This is a genomic window from Pseudarthrobacter sp. BIM B-2242 (assembly GCF_014764445.1).
Lineage (GTDB): Bacteria > Actinomycetota > Actinomycetes > Actinomycetales > Micrococcaceae > Arthrobacter > Arthrobacter luteus_A.
In genome coordinates, this window is sequence record NZ_CP061721.1 from 1399817 (window position 1) to 1420292 (window position 20476).

Consider the following 20476-nt stretch of genomic DNA (forward strand, 5'->3'; position numbering starts at 1 on the left):
CCCCTACGCCTTGGGCTTGATCTTGATGTTCATCATCTTGAGCTCGTCGGTGCCCTCAAAGCGGTAGACGAGGTCGATGTTCTTGTTCCCGCTGCAGGTGATGAGCCCCACCACATCAGCTGCCTTGGTGCCGTTCTCGGTGTTGGCCGTGACCTCGTTGTAGGTCGGCTTGCACGTGTTGTCCATCTCCAGGGTCTTGATGCCGGCGATGAACGTTTCCTTGCTTACCTGCTCCTGGAGGGCAGGGTCGAGGTATTCGTCGTACGCCGTGGAGGTTTCGCCGTTGATCACCAGTTTCGTAAAGTCGTCGGCAAGGCCCCTGGCGTGGTTGGTGGGGCCTGCCACTACGTTGACCAGGATGACAACGCCCAGGATGACCAGCAGCAGGACGCCGCCCGCCACCCCCAGGATGGTCCACAGCCTGCGGCGGCCGCGCGCGGGGGGCTGTTCGCCGGGAAGTCCGAACGGCCCGTCGGCCGGGGGCTGGCCGGGCGCGCCGTACTGGCCGGGCACCCCGTATTTCCCGGGTGTCGCGGGCTGTCCCGGTGCCGCGTGCTGCGCGGACGCGCCGTAACCCGGAGCCGCGGCGAACTGGCCCGCCGGCGGCTGGGCCTGTGGCTGTTGCTGCGGCTGCTGGGGCCAAGGTGCAGGCTGGACCGGCTGATGCGGTTCCTGAGGATTGCTCACATGGAGCCTTTCCGGCAACGCGGTGGCACTGCCTTTTTGCTGGGAGCCGCCGGGCGGTCCCGTGGGTTTACCTTGGACCAGCCTATAACCGAGTTTGCGGCGGGCGCGCACCGGTCCGACCCGCACGGAAATACTGGCCGAATCAGTTCCCCGCCGAGGTCAGTGCGCCGGCTCCGGATCCGGGCTGTCGCCGGATCCCCGTTCCAGGAGGGGCTGGATGCGGAAGGGAATGAGCTCACCCATGGCCAGGGCGGTGTCCGTCCGGTCCACGCCGTCGCACGCAAGGATCTTTCCGTTGATCCTGAAGAGGTCCTCCGCGTCCACTGCCACCACGCGCAGCAGGAGATCGGCCGAGCCGGTCAATCCGTACCCTTCCAGGATTTCCGGAATGCCGGCGAGGTCGTGGGCCAGCTGTCCCAGCTTCTGCTGCTGAACGTGGACCGAGATAAAAGCCATCAGCGGATACCCCAGCGACGCCGGGTTAATCCTGCGTTCGAAGGACAGGAAGACGTGTTTCTTTTCCAGCTGGGCCATGCGCGCCTGGACAGTGTTCCGGGAAAGCCCCAGTTTCTGGGCGAGGGCCACCACCGTCCGGCGAGGGTCGCGGGCAAGGGCTGAAAGCAGGCGGGTGTCAGTGCCATCCAAAGCTTGCATAATGCGCAACATTAGCACGGGCACGAGGCTTCAAACAGGGCATTATGCTCAGTATCCGCGGCGGTAGTTGTACCCAATGAACATTGTGAGTAGGGTCACAATTATCCGGGGTAACGGCGCCCGGGCGGCTGGCTGCCGGCGGGACCACAAGTCCCCAGGCGCCGGTCAAACGACGTGAGAAGGTTGCGTGCCATCGTGTCTACAGACGAAACGGGCCAGGGCGGAACAAGGGCAGGTGCCCCCGCCGGCAGTGCGGGAACCCAAGGTGCATCCGGCCGGAATCTGATCCAGCTGATCACCCCGGAGGGTGAGCGGATCAGCCATCCGGAATTCGATCCCTGGGTGAAAGACATCGGGGATGAACAACTGTGTTCCCTCTATGAGGACCTGACAGCCGTCCGGCGCATCGACGTCGAGGCAACCGCCCTTCAGCGGCAGGGCGAGCTTGGCCTGTGGCCGCCATTGCTGGGCCAGGAAGCGGCGCAGGTCGGTTCGGCCAGATCCTTGCGGCAGGACGATTTCATCTTCTCCAGCTACCGCGAAAACGGCGTGGCGTACTGCCGGGGCGTGGACCTGACCGACATTTTGCGTGTCTGGCGCGGAAACGGCTCCTCCGGCTGGGATCCGTACTCCGTCAACATGGCCACCCCGCAGATCATCATCGGCGCGCAGACGCTGCACGCCACCGGCTACGCCATGGGCATACAGAACGACGGCGCCGACTCCGTGGCGGTGACCTACTTCGGCGACGGTGCCACGAGCGAAGGCGACGTCAACGAGGCCATGGTGTTTGCAGCCAGCTTCCAGGTGCCGCTGGTCTTCTTCTGCTCCAACAACCACTGGGCTATCTCGGAGCCCGTACGGCTGCAGTCGCACGTGCAGCTTGCGGACAGGGCCGCCGGCTTCGGCATCCCGAGCCTGCGGGTGGACGGAAACGACGTCCTGGCCGTTATGGCCGCGACGAGGCTGGCCGTGGACCGTGCCCGGCACGGCGGCGGGCCGACGTTCATCGAGGCCGTCACGTACCGCATGGGACCGCACACCACAGCCGATGATCCCACCCGCTACCGCGATGCCAACGAACTCGAAGACTGGGCCGCGAAGGACCCCATCGACAGGGTCAAAGCCCTGCTGGACCGCAAGGGCCTCCTCACCGGGCAGTTCCAGCAGCACGTCAAGGACAAGGCGGACGCCGTAGCACGTGAACTCCGCGCCGGGTGCATTGCCATGCCGGAGCCGGAGCCGCTGGATGTCTTCAAGAATGTGTACAGCGCCCCGAACTCGTGGCTGGACCGCCAGCAGGACCACTACGCCCGATACCTTGCCTCCTTCGGTGATCCCGCAGGAGCCACTTCCCAGGAAGGTGCACGCTGATGACCCGGATGACCTTTGCCCGCGCCATAAATTCCGGCCTGCGCAAATCGCTTGAAAATGATCCCAAAGTCATACTGATGGGCGAGGACATCGGCGTCCTCGGTGGTGTGTTCCGGGTGACCGACGGCCTCCAGAAGGACTTCGGCACACACCGCGTGGTGGACACGCCGCTGGCCGAATCAGCCATTATCGGCACCGCCGTGGGTCTTGCGTACCGCGGCTACCGTCCGGTGGTGGAGATCCAGTTCGACGGCTTTATCTATCCTGCTTTCGACCAGATCGTCAGCCAGGTGGCCAAGATGCACTACCGCACCCAGGGTGCGGTGAAGATGCCCATCACCATCCGGGTGCCGTTCGGCGGGGGCATCGGGTCACCCGAGCATCACTCGGAGTCACCCGAGGCGTACTTCACCCACACGTCCGGCTTGCGGGTTGTCACGGTCTCCAACCCGCAGGATGCCTACACCGTGATCCAGCAGGCCATCCTGTCCGATGATCCGGTCCTCTATTTCGAACCCAAGCGCCGCTACCACGATAAGGGTGACGTGGACGAGACCATCGACGTCCGCACCGCGCTGCCGATGGGTGCAGCCCGTGTGCTGACTGAGGGCACGGACGTCACGCTGGTGGCGTACGGGCCGCTGGTCAGGACTGCCCGGGACGCCGCCACTGCGGCGGCCGACGAAGGCATCTCCATTGAGGTCATCGACCTGCGCTCGCTGGCACCGGTGGACTACGCCACAGTTGAAGCATCCGTGCGGAAGACAGGCCGGCTGGTAGTCACCCACGAAGCCGGCCAGTCAGGCGGGCTGGGCGCCGAGGTGGCTGCCAGCATTACCGAGAGGTGCTTCTACCACCTCGAAGCAGCGCCCGTCCGCGTCACCGGGTTCGACGTGCCCTACCCGTACTCCAAGGTGGAAATGCACCACCTGCCGAGCCTGGACAGGATCCTCGACGGCGTGGACCGTGCACTCGGACGGCCGAACTCACTCAGCGGGCTGGAAGGATGAGCGCCACCATGATCAAGGAATTCAGGCTCCCGGACCTTGGTGAGGGCCTTACGGAATCCGAAATCGTCAGCTGGAAGGTCGGCGTGGGGGACACTGTCACCCTGAACCAGGTGATCGCCGAGGTGGAAACAGCCAAGGCCGTGGTGGAGCTGCCTTCGCCGTTCGCGGGCGTGATCACCGCACTGCACGAGCAGCCCGGCACAGTGGTGGAGGTGGGCAAACCGATCGTCTCCTTTGAAGTACCGGACGACGCCGGCGCGTCACCCACGGGGGCAGCGCCGGCTGAGGGGGAGGCACCTAAGCGGCAGCCCAACCTTGTGGGGTACGGCGCCGTCGTCGAAAGTTCCGGCCGGCCGGTGCGCCGGCAGCGCACCTTTGCAGCGCCGGTTGCTGCGCCTGTAGAAACCAATCCTGTCGAAACCACGCCTGCGGAAACCAAGCCTGTCGAAACCACGCATCCCGAACCCCAGGCCTTCGAACGGCCGCGCTCCACGCCGCCCGTGCGGAAGCTGGCCAAGGACCTGGGCGTCGAGCTGGCCGCTGTCCCGGGCACCGGAGCTCACGGACTGATCACCCGGGAGGACGTCCGGAACTTTGTTGGCGGCGGTGATGTCCCGGCGGCCGCCCGGCATCTGTCTGCTGTGTCAGAAACCGCCGTTCCAGCAGGCCTGACGGCTGCTCAGGGTGAGCGCGAAGTCCGGACGCCCATCAAGGGAGTCCGGAAGTACACGGCCGCGGCGATGGTTGCAAGCGCGTTCACGGCACCGCATGCAACCGAGTTTCTCACGGTCGATGTCACGCCCACCATGGACCTCCTGGCGAAACTGAAAGCAAGCCGGGCGTTCCAGGACCACAAGCTCACTCCGCTGACCCTGGTGGCCAAGGCCGTGCTGATTGCCCTTCGCCGGAACCCGTCGCTTAACTCGCGGTGGGACGAGGCCAACCAGGAAATTGTGCAGTTCAACTACGTGAACCTCGGGATCGCCGCAGCGACGCCCCGCGGCCTCACCGTTCCCAACATCAAGGACGCGGACACCCTGTCCCTGCCCGAACTGTCAGAAGCCCTCACTGATCTGACGGGGACAGCCCGGGCCGGGAAGACGGCTCCGGCCGAGTTGGCTGACGGCACCATCTCCATCACCAACATCGGGGTCTTTGGGATCGACGCCGGCACGCCCATCCTGAACCCGGGCGAGGCCGCCATCCTGGCTGTAGGGGCGGTCCGCAAGATGCCATGGGAATTCCAGGACGAGGTGGCGCTGCGCCAGGTCATGACCTTGAGCCTGTCCTTTGACCACCGCCTGGTGGACGGGGAGCAGGGCTCGCGATTCCTGGCCGACGTCGGCGCCATCCTGGCAGACCCCGGCATGGTGCTCACGATGGTCTAGCGGGCGGGTGCCGTGAGGAAGGGCCGGGCTGTCAGATTCCCGGAACCTTCGCCGTGAGGGCCGCCAGCGCCATGCTCTCCAGCAGCGGGCGGGCGGCTTTCGGCGCGATCCTTCGGCCATGGTTCCGCACGGAGTGCGGCGTGGAGTTGATCAGGCCGAACGTGGCGTGGGCCCGCATCCGCAGTTCAGCAGCGTCGATCGCGGGATCCAGGCGGGCCAGCACCTGGACCCAGAGCTCCACGTAGGTTCGCTGCAGCGCCCTGACCTCGGCCTGCTCCTGCGTGGCGAGATTGCTGAAGTCCCTGTCCTGGACCCGGATCACATCGGGCTTACTCAGCGCAAAATCCACCTGGAACGCCACCAGCCTGCGGAGAGCCTCGAGCGGATCCGTGGTTTCCGCCACCACACTCTGCCCGCCTGCCAGGAGGTCCCGGCTGACGGTCAGCAGCAGATCGCCCAGGACTGCCTGCTTACCGGGGAAATGACGGTATACGGCCGGGCCGCTGACGCCGGCCGCCGCACCCAGGTCCTCAAGTGACACGCGGTTGAACCCGTTCACCGCGAAAAGCGATGCGGCAGCGGAGAGCAGTGCCTGACGCCGAATCTCTTTGGCCTGGCTTCGCTGGGTTCCCGGGGCGGGCGGTTCGGGAACAGGTTGGCTGCCTGGAGCGGGCCGGTCTGACGGCGGCGGCTGGGATGGCTGCGCAGGTCGGGTGATGGGCACGCTTTCCTCCTCGGACCTGCAAATTCTAACAACGCGTCCGCGTGTTGGACATCACAGTTAATAGAGACTAACCTAAATTTCAGTTACATGACACTAACCGAGTCGGAATCCGGCTCGTGCGGACATAAGTAGTCAACGGCCCTCAAACCACTAGGAACGGACCGCGTCGATGGAGACCCTCACCAGCCGGCTTGAGGCTGACAGTGACGTGTTTGCGGCCAACAACGCCGCGCAGCGTTCGCTGGCCGTGGAACTGAAAGCCAGGCTTGCCGAGACGGCCCTCGGAGGGCCGGAGAAGTCACGCGAGCGCCACGTGGCCCGGGGGAAGCTCCTGCCGCGCGAACGCATCGACCAGCTGCTGGACGACGGCAGTCCGTTCCTGGAAATTGCTCCGCTGGCTGCCAACGGCATGTACAACGATGAATCGCCCGGAGCCGGGGTGATCGCGGGCATCGGCTTGGTCCATGGCCGGCAGGTCCTGGTGATTTCCAATGACGCCACGGTCAAGGGCGGCACCTACTACCCGATGACGGTGAAGAAACACCTCCGCGCCCAGGAAATCGCGCTGGAGAACCGTTTGCCCTGCATCTATCTGGTGGATTCCGGGGGCGCGTTCCTGCCGAAGCAGGACGAGGTGTTCCCCGACAAGGAACATTTCGGCCGGATCTTCTACAACCAGGCCCGGCTGTCGGCGGCGAAGATCCCGCAGATTGCCTCGGTGATGGGCTCCTGCACGGCCGGTGGCGCCTACGTCCCGGCGATGAGCGACGAAACAGTGATTGTCCGGAACCAGGGCACCATCTTCCTTGGCGGCCCTCCGCTGGTGAAGGCAGCCATCGGTGAGATTGTCACTGCTGAGGAACTCGGGGGCGGTGACGTTCATTCAAGGATTTCCGGCGTCACCGACCATCTGGCCGAGAACGACGAACACGCCCTGCAGATCATCCGCGACATTGTCGCCACGCTTCCCAGGCCGGCAGCCCCCGTGTGGGAGGTGGAAGACGTCGTCGCGCCGACAGAGGAACCCGGTGAGCTTTATGGAGCCGTGCCCACGGACGTCAACGCGCAGTATGACGTCCGCGAGGTGATTGCCCGGCTGGTGGACGGCAGCAGATTCCATGAGTTCAAGAAGGAGTACGGCACCACGCTTGTCACCGGCTTTGCCAGGCTGCATGGCCACCCGGTGGGGATTGTGGCCAATAACGGCGTGCTGTTCAGCGAGTCCTCACTTAAGGGGGCGCACTTCATCGAACTCTGCGATCAGCGCGGTATCCCGTTGGTCTTCCTGCAGAACATTTCGGGCTTTATGGTGGGCAAGGATTCCGAACAGGGCGGCATCGCCAAGAACGGCGCCAAGATGGTCACCGCGGTGGCCACAGCCCGCGTCCCTAAGCTGACAGTTGTCATCGGCGGCTCTTTCGGGGCGGGTAACTACTCAATGTGCGGGCGGGCCTACTCGCCGCGGTTCCTGTGGATGTGGCCCGCGTCCCGCATCTCGGTGATGGGCGGCAACCAGGCCTCCAGCGTGCTGGCCACCGTCAAACGCGACCAGTACGAAGCAGTCGGCCAGGAATGGCCCGCCGACGACGAAGAGGCGTTCAAGGCCCCCATCAAACAACAGTATGAAGACCAGGGCAGCCCGTACTACTCCACCGCCCGCCTATGGGACGACGGCATCATCGATCCCGCGGACACCCGCACCGTCCTGGGACTGGCGCTTGACGTCGTCTCCCGCACCCCGCTGCCGGAAACCTCCTTCGGCCTTTTCCGGATGTGAGCCAGTAATGCCTACTTCGCCGACCTCCCCCCTGGCCACAGGCACCCCGGCGCCCGGGACCACCCTTTTCGGGACGGTCCTTGTGGCCAACCGCGGGGAAATCGCCTGCCGCGTCATCAGGACCCTGCGCGCCCTGGGCATCCGGTCCGTGGCCGTCTACAGCGATGCCGACGCCGGTGCCCGGCACGTGCGCGAAGCCGACGCTGCCGTGCGGATCGGCCCCGCCTCCGCGGCGGAGAGCTACCTGAACATCGAAGCCATCATCCAGGCCTGCCGCGATACCGGAGCAGAAGCCGTCCACCCCGGTTACGGCTTCCTCAGCGAAAACGTCGACTTCGCCCGGGCTTTGGAGACAGCCGGTATCACGTTCATCGGCCCCGGTGTCGAATCTCTGAACATCATGGGCGACAAGATCCGGTCCAAGAACCATGTGGCGGGCTACGGCGTTCCCGTGGTTCCGGGGATAGCCAAGCCGGGCATGAGCGACGCGCAGCTGATGGAGGCCGCGGCCGCCGTCGGCTTCCCGCTGCTGATCAAGCCCTCCGCGGGCGGGGGAGGCAAGGGCATGCACATCGTGGATCGCCCCGGGGAGCTGGAAGCAACGTTGGGCACCGCCCGGCGCGTGGCAGCCGGCGCCTTCGGGGATGACACGCTGTTCCTTGAACGGCTGGTCCGCACGCCGCGGCATATCGAGGTTCAGGTCCTGGCGGACAACCACGGCAACGTGATCCATCTGGGGGAGCGCGAGTGCTCACTGCAGCGGCGCCACCAGAAAGTCATCGAAGAGGCGCCGTCGCCGCTGCTGGATTCATTGAACGACGACGGGGCCACCCGTGCCCGCATCGGTGAGGCCGCGTGCCAGGCAGCCCGGAGCGTCCACTACAGCGGTGCCGGCACCGTCGAATTCCTGGTCTCCGACGATGCTCCGGATGAGTTCTTTTTTATGGAGATGAACACCCGCCTCCAGGTGGAGCATCCGGTCACCGAGATGGTCACCGGTGTTGACCTGGTCGAATGGCAGGTGCGGATTGCCGCCGGTGAGGAACTGACCGTCCGCCAGGAAGACGTCGAACTTAACGGGCACGCCGTCGAAGCGCGCGTCTATGCGGAAATTCCGGAACGGAACTTCATGCCCTCAGGCGGGACGGTGTTCCTGCTGGACGAACTGCCCCGCCACTCCACCGGCAGGATCCGGGTGGACTCGGCCCTCCTTGAGGGTCTGACAATCTCATCAAGCTACGATCCGATGATTTCCAAGGTCATTGCGTGGGGCCCGGACCGCACCGCCGCCCTGGACACGTTGGATGAAGCGCTCGCCGGCTACACCGCGCTTGGCGTCGACACGAACGTGGAGTACCTGCGGCTGCTGATCAACGACGACGATGTCCGTGCAGGGCACCTTGACACCGGCCTGATCGAGCGCAGGATGCCGGCCTTCTCCTTCCGGCAGGTGGGCGACGCAGAATTGGTCGTTGCAGCCCTTTACGTCCTGATGAACAGGGAGCATGAAGGCACACCCGTCCCGTCCGGGCCCTGGGGGGTCCGGAACGGCTGGCGGATCGGAGCGCCGGCGCCGCAGCGGGTCAGCCTGGGAACGCCCGACGGCGGCACCGCAACAGTCAGCGTCACAGGCCGCGTGGCCGGCGGCACTGTCACGGCCCGGGTCGGGACGGGGATCCGGCGTACGGCGTCCCTTCGCTTTTCCAGGCATGGACACGTGGAGGTGACTCTCGACGGCGAGGCAACGGAGTATGCGCTGGCCCCGGTGGCCCGGGGTCAGGAACTGTTCATGGGCAACGGCGGCTGGGCATGCCGGCTTGAAGTGCTGACGAGGGAGTCGCGGCTCGCCCGCGTGCTCGCCGCCATCCAGCGCGAGGAGGGCGCCGCCGACCCCGAGGTGCGTTCGCCCATGCCCGGCACGGTTGTGTCCGTTGCCGTCAGCGACGGCGACACCGTGGAGGCAGGCCAGGTCCTCCTGTCCGTGGAAGCCATGAAGATGGAACACCAGCTGGTGGCCGAAGTGGCCGGCACGGTGCATATCAGCGTCAAGGCCGGGGACCTGGTAAAAGCCGACCAGGTCCTGGCCACCATCCACCATTCAAGCCATGAAACACCCGAGGGAGCCTAGCAATGCCGGATTTCGAACTCAGCGAGGAATACCAGGACCTCAGCGACACGGTCCGCGACTTTGCGGACAACGTGGTGGCCCCGGTGTCCGCCAAGCACGATGAGGAACACAGCTTTCCTTACGAAATCGTGAAGCAGATGGCGGACATGGGTCTCTTCGGGCTGCCGTTCCCGGAGGAATACGGCGGGATGGGCGGGGACTACTTCGCCCTGGCGCTCGCCCTTGAGCAGCTGGGGCGGGTGGACCAGTCCGTGGCCATCACGCTCGAAGCGGGCGTCTCCCTGGGCGCCATGCCCGTCTACCGGTTCGGTACAGAAGCCCAGAAGGAGGAGTGGCTTCCGGTGCTCGCCTCGGGTGAGGCGCTCGCAGGCTTCGGCCTCACCGAACCGGAAGCCGGGTCCGACGCCGGCGGCACTAAAACCCACGCCAAACGCGTCGGCGGACAGTGGGTAATCAACGGCCACAAGGAGTTCATCACCAACTCCGGGACCGACATCACCCGCCTGGTGACGGTCACAGCGGTCACGGGCCAGACGGAGCGCGGGGACGGCAGCGTCAAGAAGGAGATCTCCACCATCCTGGTGCCCACCGACACGCCGGGGTTCAAAGCGGAGAAGGCCTACAACAAGGTGGGCTGGAACGCCTCGGACACGCATCCGCTCACGTTGACGGACGTCCGGGTGCCGGAGGAAAACCTGCTCGGCGAAGAAGGCAGGGGCTATGCCAACTTCCTCTCCATCCTGGATGAAGGCCGCATCGCCATCGCCGCGCTGGCCACGGGAGCCGCGCAGGGCTGCGTGGACCTGTCGGTGAAATACGCCAAGGAACGCAGTGCCTTTGGTCAAAACATCGGCAAGCACCAGGCCGTCGCGTTCAAGATCGCCCGCATGCAGGCCAGGGCCCACACCGCCCGCCTGGTGTACTACGATGCCGCCTCGAGAATGCTCGCCGGCAAGCCGTTCAAGACGCAGGCGGCCATCGCTAAGATGGTCGCAGGCGAGGCAGCCATGGACAACGCGCGGGATGCCACCCAGGTGTTCGGCGGCTATGGCTTCATCAATGAATTCACCGTGGCACGCCACTACCGCGACTCCAAGATCCTTGAAGTGGGGGAGGGCACCACGGAGGTCCAGCTGATGCTGATCGCCCGTGAACTCGGACTGTAGTAACAGGGACTGAAGCCGGCCGGAGAGGATCACTGATGATTAACAAGGTTGTTGCCAGCGCCGAGGAAGCCATAGCGGACATCCCGGACGGTGCGTCGCTCGCGGTGGGAGGGTTCGGCCTGTGCGGGATCCCCGTGGCCCTGATTGACGCCCCGCACAGGCACGGCACCCGGAACCTGGAGACCGTAAGCAACAACTGCGGCGTGGACGACTGGGGTCTGGGCGTCCTCCTCCGCGACGGCCGGATCCGGCGCACCGTCAGCTCCTACGTCGGCGAGAACAAGGAGTTCGCCCGCCAGTACCTGGCCGGTGAGCTGGAAGTTGTGCTGACCCCGCAGGGCACCCTCGCCGAGAAACTCCGCGCCGGCGGCGCCGGCATCCCCGCCTTTTACACCAAGGCGGGCGTGGGCACCCAGGTGTCCGAGGGCGGGCTTCCCCAGAAGTACGACGCCGACGGCGGGGTTGCGATCGCCTCCGCACCCAAGGAGGTGCGGACGTTCAACGGGGTTGACTACGTCCTTGAGGAGTCACTGACGCCCGACTACGGACTGGTGCACGCGTGGAAGGGCGACCGCCACGGCAACCTCGTCTTTCACGCCACCGCCATGAACTTCAACCCCCTCTGTGCCATGGCCGGCAGGATCACCATCGCCGAAGTGGAGCAGCTTGTGGAACCGGGCGAACTCGATCCGGAGCACGTCCATGTACCCGGCATCTTCGTGCAGAGGGTGGTGGTGGTGCCCGACGGCGAGAAGCGGATTGAAAAGCGGACCGTGGCCTTCCCGCCGGCATCAGCACCTGGGCAGGCCACAGACACATCACAGGCAGGAGCGTAGCCATGGAGTCGAACAGCACGCAGGGAGCGCCTCCCCGCCCCGAAGCAGTCCGGCCCGAATACCGCCGTTCCACCGCAGGGCACCCGGAGGGCATCAACCCGGACACAAAGGGCTGGACCCGCAACGAACTCGCTGCACGCGTGGCGCGGGAGCTCAGCAACGGGCAATATGTCAACCTGGGCATCGGCATGCCGACGCTGATTCCCAATTACATTCCCGCCGGTGTGGAAGTGGTCCTGCACTCGGAAAACGGGATCCTCGGCGTCGGGCCCTACCCGGCCGAGGATGCCGTGGATCCGGACCTGATCAATGCCGGCAAGGAAACCGTCACCGTCAACAAGGGGGCGGCCTTCTTTGATTCGGCCGCGTCGTTCGGCATGATCCGTGGCGGGCACGTGGATGTGGCAGTTCTGGGTGCCATGGAAGTGGCCCGGAACGGTGACCTGGCCAACTGGATGATCCCCGGCAAGATGGTCAAAGGCATGGGCGGCGCCATGGACCTGGTTTTTGGGGCCAAAAAGGTGATCGTGATGATGGAGCACGTTGACCGGAACGGCCGCCCGAAGATCGTGGAGCAGTGCACCTTGCCGCTGACGGGGAAGGGCTGCGTGGACCGGATCATCACCGACCTCGCCGTGATCGATGTTGTCACCGAAGGCGGGCAGTCCCGTCTGGTGCTCCGCGAACTCGCACCCAACGTGTCCGTCGAGGAGGTCGTTGCGGCCACGGGGGCGGAGCTCTTCGAAGAGGACCAGGAGCTCACTGTATGACAGGCCGGCGCGTCATTGAACAGCGCGGCCTCTACTTCGACGAGCTGGACGAGGACGTTGTCTACGCGCACCGGCCCGGACGCACCGTGACAGAGGCGGACAACGTCCTCTTCACCACGCTGACCATGAACACCCAGGCCCTGCATCTGGACGCCGCCTGGAGCGCAGGCCAGCCATTTGGCCAGCGCCTGGTCAACTCCATGTTCACGCTGTCCACTGTGGTGGGGCAGTCAGTATCGCAGCTGACCCAGGGCACCATCATCGCCCAGCTGGGCCTGACGGACGTTTCCTTTCCCCATCCGCTGTACCACGGCGACACGCTCTACACCGAGACCGTGATCACCCGGAAGCGGCTCTCGGAATCACGGCCGGGCCAGGGAATCGTGACAATGCAGCATACCGGCAGGAACCAGGACGGCACCGTGGTGGCCCTGGCCACGCGGAGCTGCCTGATGTGGACGCGGGACGCCCACGCCGGGCGTCCCGCGGAACCGGAAAAGGGGAGCGAAGAGGGCAGCGAAAAGGGGACAATGTCCGTATGACATTTGTGATGGGTCCCGCCCTTCTGTTCTGCCCCGCCGACCGTCCCGAACGCTTCCAGAAGGCAGCCGAACGCGCCGACGCCGTCATCCTGGACCTGGAGGACGCCGTGGCTCCCGCGGACAAACAGCGGGCCCGCGGCGCGATCCTCGCCCAGCTCGGTGCTGCGGGCGTCGGCCCCGAACTCGATCCCAGCCGGACCATCGTCCGCCTCAATCCGGCGGGCACGGACGAATTCGAGAAGGACCTGCATTGCCTGGCCCATACGCCGTACCGCACGGTGATGCTGGCCAAGGCGGAGGACGCGGGGCAGCTGGAAGCACTCAAGGATTACCACGTCATTGCCCTGTGCGAGACCGCCGCCGGAATCCTCAATGCACCCGCCATCGCGGCTGCCCCGAACGTGGTGGCCCTGATGTGGGGCGCCGAGGACCTGCTCGCCTCCCTGGGCGGCACCTCCAGCAGGAGGGACGACGGCGGCTACCGCGCCGTGGCGCTGCACGCCCGTTCCGCGGTTCTCATCGCCGCCCGGGCGTTTGGCAAGGAAGCCGTGGATGCCGTCTACGTCAACATCCCGGACCTTTCCGGGCTCGCTGCGGAGGCCGCCGACGCTGTTGCGTCAGGGTTCAGTTCCAAGGCCTGCATTCACCCCAGCCAGTCGAACGTTGTCCGCGGCGCCTATGCGCCGTCCGAGGTGGACGTCACCGCTGCCCAGGAACTGTTGCGGGCCGCCGCGGCGGCAGGGTCGGGCGTTTTCCAGTTCAACGGCAAGATGATCGACGGGCCCATCCTCAAGCACGCCGAAGCCACGCTCCGCAGGGCCGGCACGCACGCCTGAAACATCCCGGGTGATCACCAACATCCCGGGTGATCACCGCCGCCGCCCGCGGGAACCGCGGAGTGAGACCGGCGGGATGGCCTCATACAGCAGTGTCCTGACCCACCGCTCCCGGGATTCCCGAAACTCGCTCCGGGTGGCGAAACGGTACAGGTAACTGTTGACGCGCACCCAACGTGGCGGTTCGCCGTCGAACGGGTCCTCGCGAAGAAGCCGCAGGGTCCGCGGATCGGCCTCCAGGAGCTTGCCGAGGAAGGCGTAAAACCACTCCTCGTGCACCGTCCGCAAAGGCAGGAACCACATCAGCCAGTCCAGCCGCAGGTGGTAAGGCGCCCACTGCCGCGGCAGCCTGCGCACGTCCCCGGGCTTGCCCTTGAACCCGTACTCGCGCCAGGCCGCCGCATCATCCGGGTCCGCGTCGAGAGTGCCTTCAACCACAATCTCGATGCGCTGCCTGGTCACTGTGCCGAACGCGCCGTAGGTGTTGACAAGCTGCCAGCGGTTGAAGCTGGCATTCATCAGCTGGCCCTTGGAGATGAGGTTGCGCAGCGGCCAGTAGCTCAGCACCACCAGCAGGATCGTGGCGGCGAGAGTGAGGGCAAGCCAATATGGCGGGTTCCCGCGCGTGCCCGCACCAGGGTGCCAGTCCAGGGGCAGGAACGGGAACACAGCATGGGCAACGGGGTCGCTGACGGCGGCGAAAGCCAGCACAATGGCGATCCAGTTCAGCCACGCAAAGTTGCCGCTGGCCACCAGCCACAGCTGCGTGAAGACGATAATTCCGGCGGCAATGCTGGCCAGGGGCTGCGGGGCGAAGAGGAAAAACGGCACGATCAGCTGCGCGAAGTGGTTCCCGAGCACCTCGAGCCGGTGGAAGGGTTTGGGCAGCAGGTGCGCCTGCCGGCTCAAAGGACCGGGCATTGGCTGCGTCTCGTGGTGGTAGTACAGCGCTGTCAGGTCACGCCATTCCCGGCCGCCGCGGATCTTGATCATGCCGGCGCCGAACTCCAGGCGGAACACCAGCCAGGCCACCAGGATCAGGATGGTTCGGGGCGGCTCTGTCTGGTCTGAGCCGAGGAATGCGACGGTGAAACCGGCTTCGAGGATCAGCATTTCCCACCCGAAGCCGTAAAAGGTCTGGCCCACGTTGACGATCGACATGTAGAGCAGCCACAGGGCAAGGAAAGCGAGCATCGGAACCCAGGGCGGGCCGAGCTGGGGGAGGCCGGCCATTAGCAGCGCGGAAATAACCAGACCCGCCGCGCAGACCCATCGCAGCAGCCGGTCCGAGTAGCGCCAGCGGAAGAGCGTGGGCCGGCGCCGGACGCTGAACCCCTCCAGATACCGCGGAACGGGAAGGAGCCCGTGTTCGCCAAGTAATGCCGGGAACTGGTTGAGGGAGGACAGAAACGCCACGAAGTACAGCACTGCAATGCCGCGCTGCAGCACTTGCCGCGCGAATTCGTAGTCCGGCGCATCGAACCAGGAAACCCAGTCCACGCAATCCACGTTACGCCTGGCCGTTCCCGGCTCCTAGGGCCGGACGGCAGATCCGGACGGGCCCCGGAGTGCGGGATACTTGATCCATGCAGCCTCGCAGAATCGTCCTCCTCGGATCCACCGGTTCCATCGGCACCCAGGCGATTGACGTCGTCGACGGCGCCCCGCACCTGTTCGAGGTGGTGGCACTCAGTGCAGGCGGCGGGAACCTGGAACTCCTTGCCCGCCAGGCGGTCCACACCGGCGCTACCGCCGTCGGCATCGCCTCCGGTGATCCCCGGCGCCTGCAGGAGCTGATCGCCGAAGCCGCACGCCGTGCCGGCAAGCAGGGCTACCGTCCGGAGATCATCCACGGCCCGGATGCCTCGGCGCGCATCGCAGCCGTGGACGCGGACGTGGTGCTCAACGGCATCACCGGTTCCATCGGCCTCGCCCCCACGCTCGCTGCGCTGAAGTCCGGTGCCACGTTGGCACTGGCCAACAAGGAATCGCTGATTGTGGGTGGCGCGCTGGTCAAGGCCGCAGCCCGCGAAGGCCAGATCGTCCCGGTGGACTCCGAACATTCGGCCATCGCGCAATGCCTGCGCTCCGGCTCGGCGGCCGAGGTGGAGAAGCTCATCCTGACGGCGTCCGGCGGGCCGTTCCGCGGACGGACCCGGGAGCAGCTGCACGATGTTTCGCCGCAGGAGGCCCTGGCACACCCCACCTGGGATATGGGCCTGATGGTCACCACCAATTCGGCAACCCTGGTCAACAAGGGCCTTGAGCTGATCGAAGCCCACCTGCTGTTTGACGTGCCGCTGGACCGGATCGATGTTGTGGTGCACCCGCAGTCGGTGGTCCACTCCATGGTCCAGTTCATTGACGGGTCCGTCATCGCCCAGGCCTCACCGCCGGACATGCGACTGCCCATCGCCCTGGGGCTTGGCTGGCCGGACAGAGTGGCGAACGCGGCGTCCCCGTGTGACTGGACCCGGGCCACCAGCTGGACCTTCGAACCGCTGGACAGCGCAGCGTTCCCGGCCGTGGACCTGGCCAAGGACGCCGCCAAACAGGGCAGCACCTACCCTGCCGTCTTCAACGCGGCCAACGAGGAAGCAGTCCTGGCGTTCCATGCCGGCCGCATCCGCTTCACCGACATTGTGGACACCATCGATGCTGTCCTCAGCGAACACCCAGGATCCTCGGAGCTGACCCTTGAGTCGGTGCTGGATGCTGAAGGCTGGGCACGAACACGCGCCCACGAACGTTTGGCAGTAAGCAGTCTCTAGGAAGCAGCAGATCCACGCATGAGCCCCATCCTCCTTTTTATCCTCGGCGTCGTCTTTGTGGCGATCGGCATTGCCGTGTCCATTGCGCTCCACGAAGTGGGGCACCTGGTGCCCGCCAAGCTGTTCAAGGTGCGCGTCACCAAGTACATGATCGGCTTCGGCCCCACGCTCTGGTCCAGGCGCAAAGGCGAGACCGAATACGGTGTGAAGGCAATCCCGCTGGGCGGCTACGTGTCCATGATCGGGATGTACCCGCCCAACAAGGACGACGGAACGGTCCGGCCTTCCAGCACCGGCATGTTCCAGACACTGGCCACGGAGGCGCGATCCCTGGCCCACGAGGAGGTTGGCCCGGAGGACGGGAACCGCGTCTTCTACCGCCTGCCGGTCTGGAAAAAAATCATCGTGATGCTCGGCGGCCCGGTCATGAACCTGCTGATCGGCGTGGTGCTGACCGCTGTCCTGTTGATGGGCTTTGGCGTGGCCACAGCCACCACCACCATTTCCGATGTGTCCAAGTGCCAGGTGGCTGCGGGGCAGACGGTGGACCCCGATTCGCCGGACTGCCAGCTGACTCCCGCTGCGGCTGCCGGGCTCCTGCCGAACGATGTGGTCACCTCCTTTGACGGAAAAGCAGTCACGGGCTGGGACCAGCTGACCGAGTGGATCCGCGCCTCCGCCGGCAGGGAAGTCGCCATCACCGTGGAGCGCGACGGCGGACCGGTTACCACCACGGTGACCCCCGTCCTGTCCGCCCGCCCCGTCGTGGGCGTGGACGGACGCCAGGCAAAGGATGACGCCGGCAATCTCCTGTACCAGGACGTGGGCTTTCTCGGCATCGGCGCGCAGACCGAACTGGTGGCCCAGCCGGCGTCGTCCGTCCTGCCCATGGCGGGGGAGAACATCAGGCAGGTGGCCGGGGTTGTCCTCAATCTGCCCGCGAGGGTGGTCGGTGTGGCAAAGGCCGCCTTCAGCGAGGAAGAGCGCGATCCGAACGGTCCCATCAGCGTGGTGGGCGTGGGACGCGTAGCCGGCGAAGTGGCGGCCATGGAAGAGGTGCCGCTCCAGTCCAGGCTTGGCGCACTGGTGGGCCTGCTGGCCGGCCTCAACTTTGCGCTCGCGGTCTTCAACCTGATCCCGCTGCTGCCGCTCGACGGCGGGCATGTGGCCGGAGCGCTCTATGAGGGGGCACGGCGGCAGGTGGCCAGGCTGTTCGGCAAACCGGACCCGGGAGCTTTCGACATCGCCAAACTGCTTCCCGTGACCTATGTGGTGGCCGTGCTGCTGATGGGCATGAGCGCGCTGCTGATCTACGCGGACATTGTGAAGCCGGTGAACCTCTTCGGCTGAGATGCCTCGCGCTGCCTGATGCCTTCGCGGAGAAAGGTGAACAAAAATGAGCCCGCAGAAAGTAAGCCGTTGGGTCCAGGCCGGTTTGTGGGCGCTGGCCGTTGCCTGGCTCGTTACGGCCTGGTCCTCGCTGGAGCCACAGCCGGACGCGGCCCGGGACCCGGAAGCCTGGGCCAGGTTCGTCAGCTCCGATTCGTACCAGATGGGCCATCTGCTGGGCGGCACCGGCGGCACCATCCTGGCCATCTTGGGGACCTTTGCGCTGGGGTGCTGCCTTGCCGGCAGCCGGACCGGAGGCCTCGCGTTGACAGCAATGGTCAGTGCAGTGGCCGGTACCGCACTGCTGCTGGTGCCCGCTGTGATTTCCACGTTCGCCACTCCCGCCATCGGTAAGGCCTACCTGGCTGGAAACCAGGACGTGATGCAGTTGGAATTCCCGGGATCGATGAACGGGGCGTTCCTGCTGGGCCTCCTGCTGGCCTGTGCCGGCAACCTCCTGCTGGGGATCGCAGTATGGCGTTCCCGGGTCCTGCCGCGGTGGGCCGGGGTGCTCTGGGCGGCAGGAGCCGTGCTGTTCTATGTCCTCGGCGTGATCCTGGGGCAGGCCACCACCGGAAGCAGCCTGCCTACCCAGAGTGCCGGGGGCCTGCTGATGGGAGTTGCCGCGGTGTGGATGGCGTGGGAGGCGACCCGGCGGAGCGCTGTTCCGCCGGAATCACAGCGGCTGACGGCTGATTCCAGCTAATCAGCCATATATGGCTGATTCTTAATAATCAGCTATTAGTGATTGATTATTTCCTCTTGCCTGCGTACGGTTTATGGCATGTACGTACTGACCATCGACCAGCGCGGAAGCACTGCAGACATGGACCGGGTTCCAGGCCTGATTTCCGCATTGGGCAGCCTCACACCTGCCCCGTTCGAGCGTTCGGTAGGCGACGAGCTCCAGGGTGTCGTGGAACACGCTGCGGACGTCGTGGACATAGCGCTCCATGCGCTCCGGGACGGACACTGGTACGTCGGGATCGGGATCGGGGCGGTGCAGCTGGTTCCCGGCGGCAGCCCCCGGGAAGGCACCGGCAGCGGCTTTGTGGCAGCGCGGAAGGCAGTGGAACTGGCCAAGGGCGCGGCGGCCCAGGTGCCGTTGTCGGTGGTGTCCGGCAGTATGGGACGTGGCCGGGACCTACGTCCCGATGCCGGGAAGGGAGCCATGACCAGTGCACACGCCCAGGCGGTGCTCCGCTTGCTGGGACGCGTTGTGCAGCAACGCACGCCGGCCCAGTGGCGCGTGGTGGACAGCCTGCGCGCCTACCAGGGCGGCGAAGGCCGTCACGGCAGCCAGAAACATGTGGCCCGGGAGCTGGGGATCACCGAGCAGTCGGTAAGCCGTGCCCTGCTGCGGTCCGGCTGGCCGGAAGAGGCAGCTGCCAGGCCTGCCGCCGCCATGCTCCTGGAGTGCGCCCACGCCCGGATCCTTGCTCCGTCGGGGACACCTGCGCCGTGGACAGTCCAGGTAGGGGATACTTCGACCGAGGGGAACCGGTGAACGCACTCTGGATCGCAGCGGCCCTCCTGGTGGCGGGTTTTGCGGGCTGGCCTGTGACCTCGCTGGTGTTCCGGCTGGCCAGGACCATCGATGACAAGGCCGACGCCGCAGCGAAGGCCGGCGGTGCCGCAGGCCGTGACTCCGGCCAGGATCCGTCAGCAGATGTGACGGTGGACAACCTGCCGGACATTCCGGCGGATGATCAGCAGCCCGGTCAGACCGTTGACGGCGAGCTGACAGCGGGCGGCGACAGGCCGCCGTCGGACGCCACCCACCCGGAAGCTGAAGGTCCCGGGCAGCCGGGTCCCGCAGTTCCGGCCCAGCGAATTCTGCGCGGCGGTGCCATTATCGGGGTGCTCGAACGCCTGGGCGTCTGCCTGGCCATCCTGACCGGGCAGCCGGTGGCTATTGCCTACATTGTGGCCATCAAGGGCCTGGGCAGGTTTGCCGAACTCAAGGGAAACGCCGGTGGCTGCAGAGCGGTTCATCATTGGAACGCTGACGTCGATGCTGTGGGCGGCCGGCACCGGAGCGATCGTGAAGGTGTTCTTGCTGCAGTAGGTTTCGGATCGGCGGCAGCCCGCCCCGGGCGATAGGGTGTCCTTATGACTGTTTTTGCCGTTGAGTACGTGTACGCCGCCGATTCCACCGCCGCCCTTGATGAACACCGCCCTGCGCACCGCGCGTGGCTGGCAGGCCTGGCGGAAGGCGGCCAGTTGCTGACCAGCGGACCCTATGGTGACGGGGCGGGTGCGCTGCTGATCTTCAAGGTCCAGGACGAAACCCGGCTGAATGAGCTGCTCAAGCAGGACCCGTTCGCCATTGCCGGAACCATCGCCGGGATCCGCACTGCCGAATGGACCCCCGTGATAGGCCTCCTGGCCCCGCACGCGTCCTGATCTCCGTACCACTTTTCC

The 20476-nt window shown here is 65.8% G+C and carries 19 protein-coding genes and 1 pseudogene; 16 read left to right on the forward strand and 4 right to left on the reverse strand.

Annotated features, from left to right (window positions below; all coding sequences use genetic code 11):
• Positions 1 to 3: 3 nt before the first annotated feature.
• Together IDT60_RS06435 and IDT60_RS06440 are read right to left on the reverse strand one after the other, a co-directional pair.
• A complete protein-coding gene (locus IDT60_RS06435) occupies positions 4 to 687 on the reverse strand; it encodes a hypothetical protein (RefSeq protein WP_223883907.1) in 684 nt (227 codons plus the stop codon).
• 159 nt (positions 688 to 846) lie between these two features.
• On the reverse strand, positions 847 to 1341 hold the full coding sequence (locus IDT60_RS06440; RefSeq protein ID WP_164201203.1) for an Lrp/AsnC family transcriptional regulator: 495 nt from the start codon (positions 1339 to 1341) through the stop codon (positions 847 to 849).
• A gap of 195 nt (positions 1342 to 1536) precedes the next feature.
• Between IDT60_RS06440 and pdhA the strand changes: the two genes are divergently transcribed.
• Genes pdhA through IDT60_RS06455 form a run of 3 tightly spaced genes read left to right on the forward strand, consistent with a single transcriptional unit; the run spans position 1537 to position 5113 of the window.
• The gene (gene pdhA, locus IDT60_RS06445; RefSeq protein ID WP_191081311.1) at positions 1537 to 2715 is read left to right on the forward strand and encodes a pyruvate dehydrogenase (acetyl-transferring) E1 component subunit alpha; all 1179 of its coding nucleotides are present in this window, start codon (positions 1537 to 1539) and stop codon (positions 2713 to 2715) included.
• The gene (locus IDT60_RS06450) at positions 2715 to 3725 is read left to right on the forward strand and encodes an alpha-ketoacid dehydrogenase subunit beta (protein WP_191081312.1); all 1011 of its coding nucleotides are present in this window, start codon (positions 2715 to 2717) and stop codon (positions 3723 to 3725) included. Before pdhA ends, IDT60_RS06450 begins: the two co-directional genes overlap by 1 nt.
• On the forward strand, positions 3722 to 5113 hold the full coding sequence (locus IDT60_RS06455) for a dihydrolipoamide acetyltransferase family protein (RefSeq protein ID WP_223883908.1): 1392 nt from the start codon (positions 3722 to 3724) through the stop codon (positions 5111 to 5113). Before IDT60_RS06450 ends, IDT60_RS06455 begins: the two co-directional genes overlap by 4 nt.
• A gap of 31 nt (positions 5114 to 5144) precedes the next feature.
• Here the strand turns inward: IDT60_RS06455 and IDT60_RS06460 are convergent, their stop codons facing one another.
• The gene (locus IDT60_RS06460; protein WP_223883957.1) at positions 5145 to 5717 is read right to left on the reverse strand and encodes a TetR/AcrR family transcriptional regulator; all 573 of its coding nucleotides are present in this window, start codon (positions 5715 to 5717) and stop codon (positions 5145 to 5147) included.
• A gap of 289 nt (positions 5718 to 6006) precedes the next feature.
• On the opposite strand from IDT60_RS06460, the gene IDT60_RS06465 reads away from it, so the two are divergent.
• Genes IDT60_RS06465 through IDT60_RS06495 form a run of 7 tightly spaced genes read left to right on the forward strand, consistent with a single transcriptional unit; the run spans position 6007 to position 13892 of the window.
• The gene (locus IDT60_RS06465) at positions 6007 to 7614 is read left to right on the forward strand and encodes a carboxyl transferase domain-containing protein (protein ID WP_191081313.1); all 1608 of its coding nucleotides are present in this window, start codon (positions 6007 to 6009) and stop codon (positions 7612 to 7614) included.
• Positions 7615 to 7621: 7 nt separating this feature from the next.
• The gene (locus IDT60_RS06470) at positions 7622 to 9742 is read left to right on the forward strand and encodes a biotin carboxylase N-terminal domain-containing protein (protein ID WP_191081314.1); all 2121 of its coding nucleotides are present in this window, start codon (positions 7622 to 7624) and stop codon (positions 9740 to 9742) included.
• Between the two features lie 2 nt (positions 9743 to 9744).
• A complete protein-coding gene (locus IDT60_RS06475) occupies positions 9745 to 10908 on the forward strand; it encodes an acyl-CoA dehydrogenase family protein (protein WP_191081315.1) in 1164 nt (387 codons plus the stop codon).
• Positions 10909 to 10943: 35 nt separating this feature from the next.
• Positions 10944 to 11744, forward strand: a complete 801-nt coding sequence (locus IDT60_RS06480; protein WP_191081316.1) for a CoA transferase subunit A — start codon at positions 10944 to 10946, stop codon at positions 11742 to 11744.
• Between the two features lie 2 nt (positions 11745 to 11746).
• The gene (locus IDT60_RS06485) at positions 11747 to 12514 is read left to right on the forward strand and encodes a CoA transferase subunit B (RefSeq protein WP_164201187.1); all 768 of its coding nucleotides are present in this window, start codon (positions 11747 to 11749) and stop codon (positions 12512 to 12514) included.
• Positions 12511 to 13056: a MaoC family dehydratase gene (locus tag IDT60_RS06490; protein WP_164201186.1), complete on the forward strand. Its 546-nt coding sequence runs from the start codon at positions 12511 to 12513 to the stop codon at positions 13054 to 13056. Before IDT60_RS06485 ends, IDT60_RS06490 begins: the two co-directional genes overlap by 4 nt.
• Complete coding sequence (locus IDT60_RS06495; RefSeq protein WP_191081317.1) at positions 13053 to 13892, forward strand: CoA ester lyase; 840 nt, start codon at positions 13053 to 13055, stop codon at positions 13890 to 13892. The genes IDT60_RS06490 and IDT60_RS06495 overlap by 4 nt, the downstream gene beginning before the upstream one ends.
• 33 nt (positions 13893 to 13925) lie before the next feature.
• Here the strand turns inward: IDT60_RS06495 and IDT60_RS06500 are convergent, their stop codons facing one another.
• Entirely contained in the window at positions 13926 to 15392 is a 1467-nt protein-coding gene (locus IDT60_RS06500; RefSeq protein WP_191081318.1) for a lipase maturation factor family protein, read from the reverse strand.
• 86 nt (positions 15393 to 15478) lie between these two features.
• Between IDT60_RS06500 and dxr the strand changes: the two genes are divergently transcribed.
• The 6 genes and pseudogenes from dxr to IDT60_RS06530 all read left to right on the forward strand — a co-directional run bounded on the left by dxr (position 15479) and on the right by IDT60_RS06530 (position 20458).
• Entirely contained in the window at positions 15479 to 16663 is a 1185-nt protein-coding gene (dxr, locus tag IDT60_RS06505; RefSeq protein WP_191081319.1) for a 1-deoxy-D-xylulose-5-phosphate reductoisomerase, read from the forward strand.
• 18 nt (positions 16664 to 16681) lie between these two features.
• Positions 16682 to 18013 carry an RIP metalloprotease gene (locus IDT60_RS06510; RefSeq protein ID WP_164201178.1) on the forward strand — a complete coding sequence of 444 codons (1332 nt, stop codon included), beginning with the start codon at positions 16682 to 16684 and terminating at the stop codon, positions 18011 to 18013.
• A gap of 46 nt (positions 18014 to 18059) precedes the next feature.
• Complete coding sequence (locus tag IDT60_RS06515) at positions 18060 to 18758, forward strand: DUF4386 family protein (protein ID WP_191081320.1); 699 nt, start codon at positions 18060 to 18062, stop codon at positions 18756 to 18758.
• Positions 18759 to 18836: 78 nt separating this feature from the next.
• A complete protein-coding gene (locus IDT60_RS06520; protein ID WP_223883909.1) occupies positions 18837 to 19559 on the forward strand; it encodes a MarR family transcriptional regulator in 723 nt (240 codons plus the stop codon).
• Positions 19556 to 20120, forward strand: a pseudogene (locus IDT60_RS06525) (hypothetical protein). Before IDT60_RS06520 ends, IDT60_RS06525 begins: the two are co-directional and overlap by 4 nt.
• Before the next feature lie 44 nt (positions 20121 to 20164).
• Positions 20165 to 20458, forward strand: a complete 294-nt coding sequence (locus IDT60_RS06530; protein WP_164201169.1) for a YciI family protein — start codon at positions 20165 to 20167, stop codon at positions 20456 to 20458.
• The last annotated feature ends 18 nt before the right edge of the window (positions 20459 to 20476 follow it).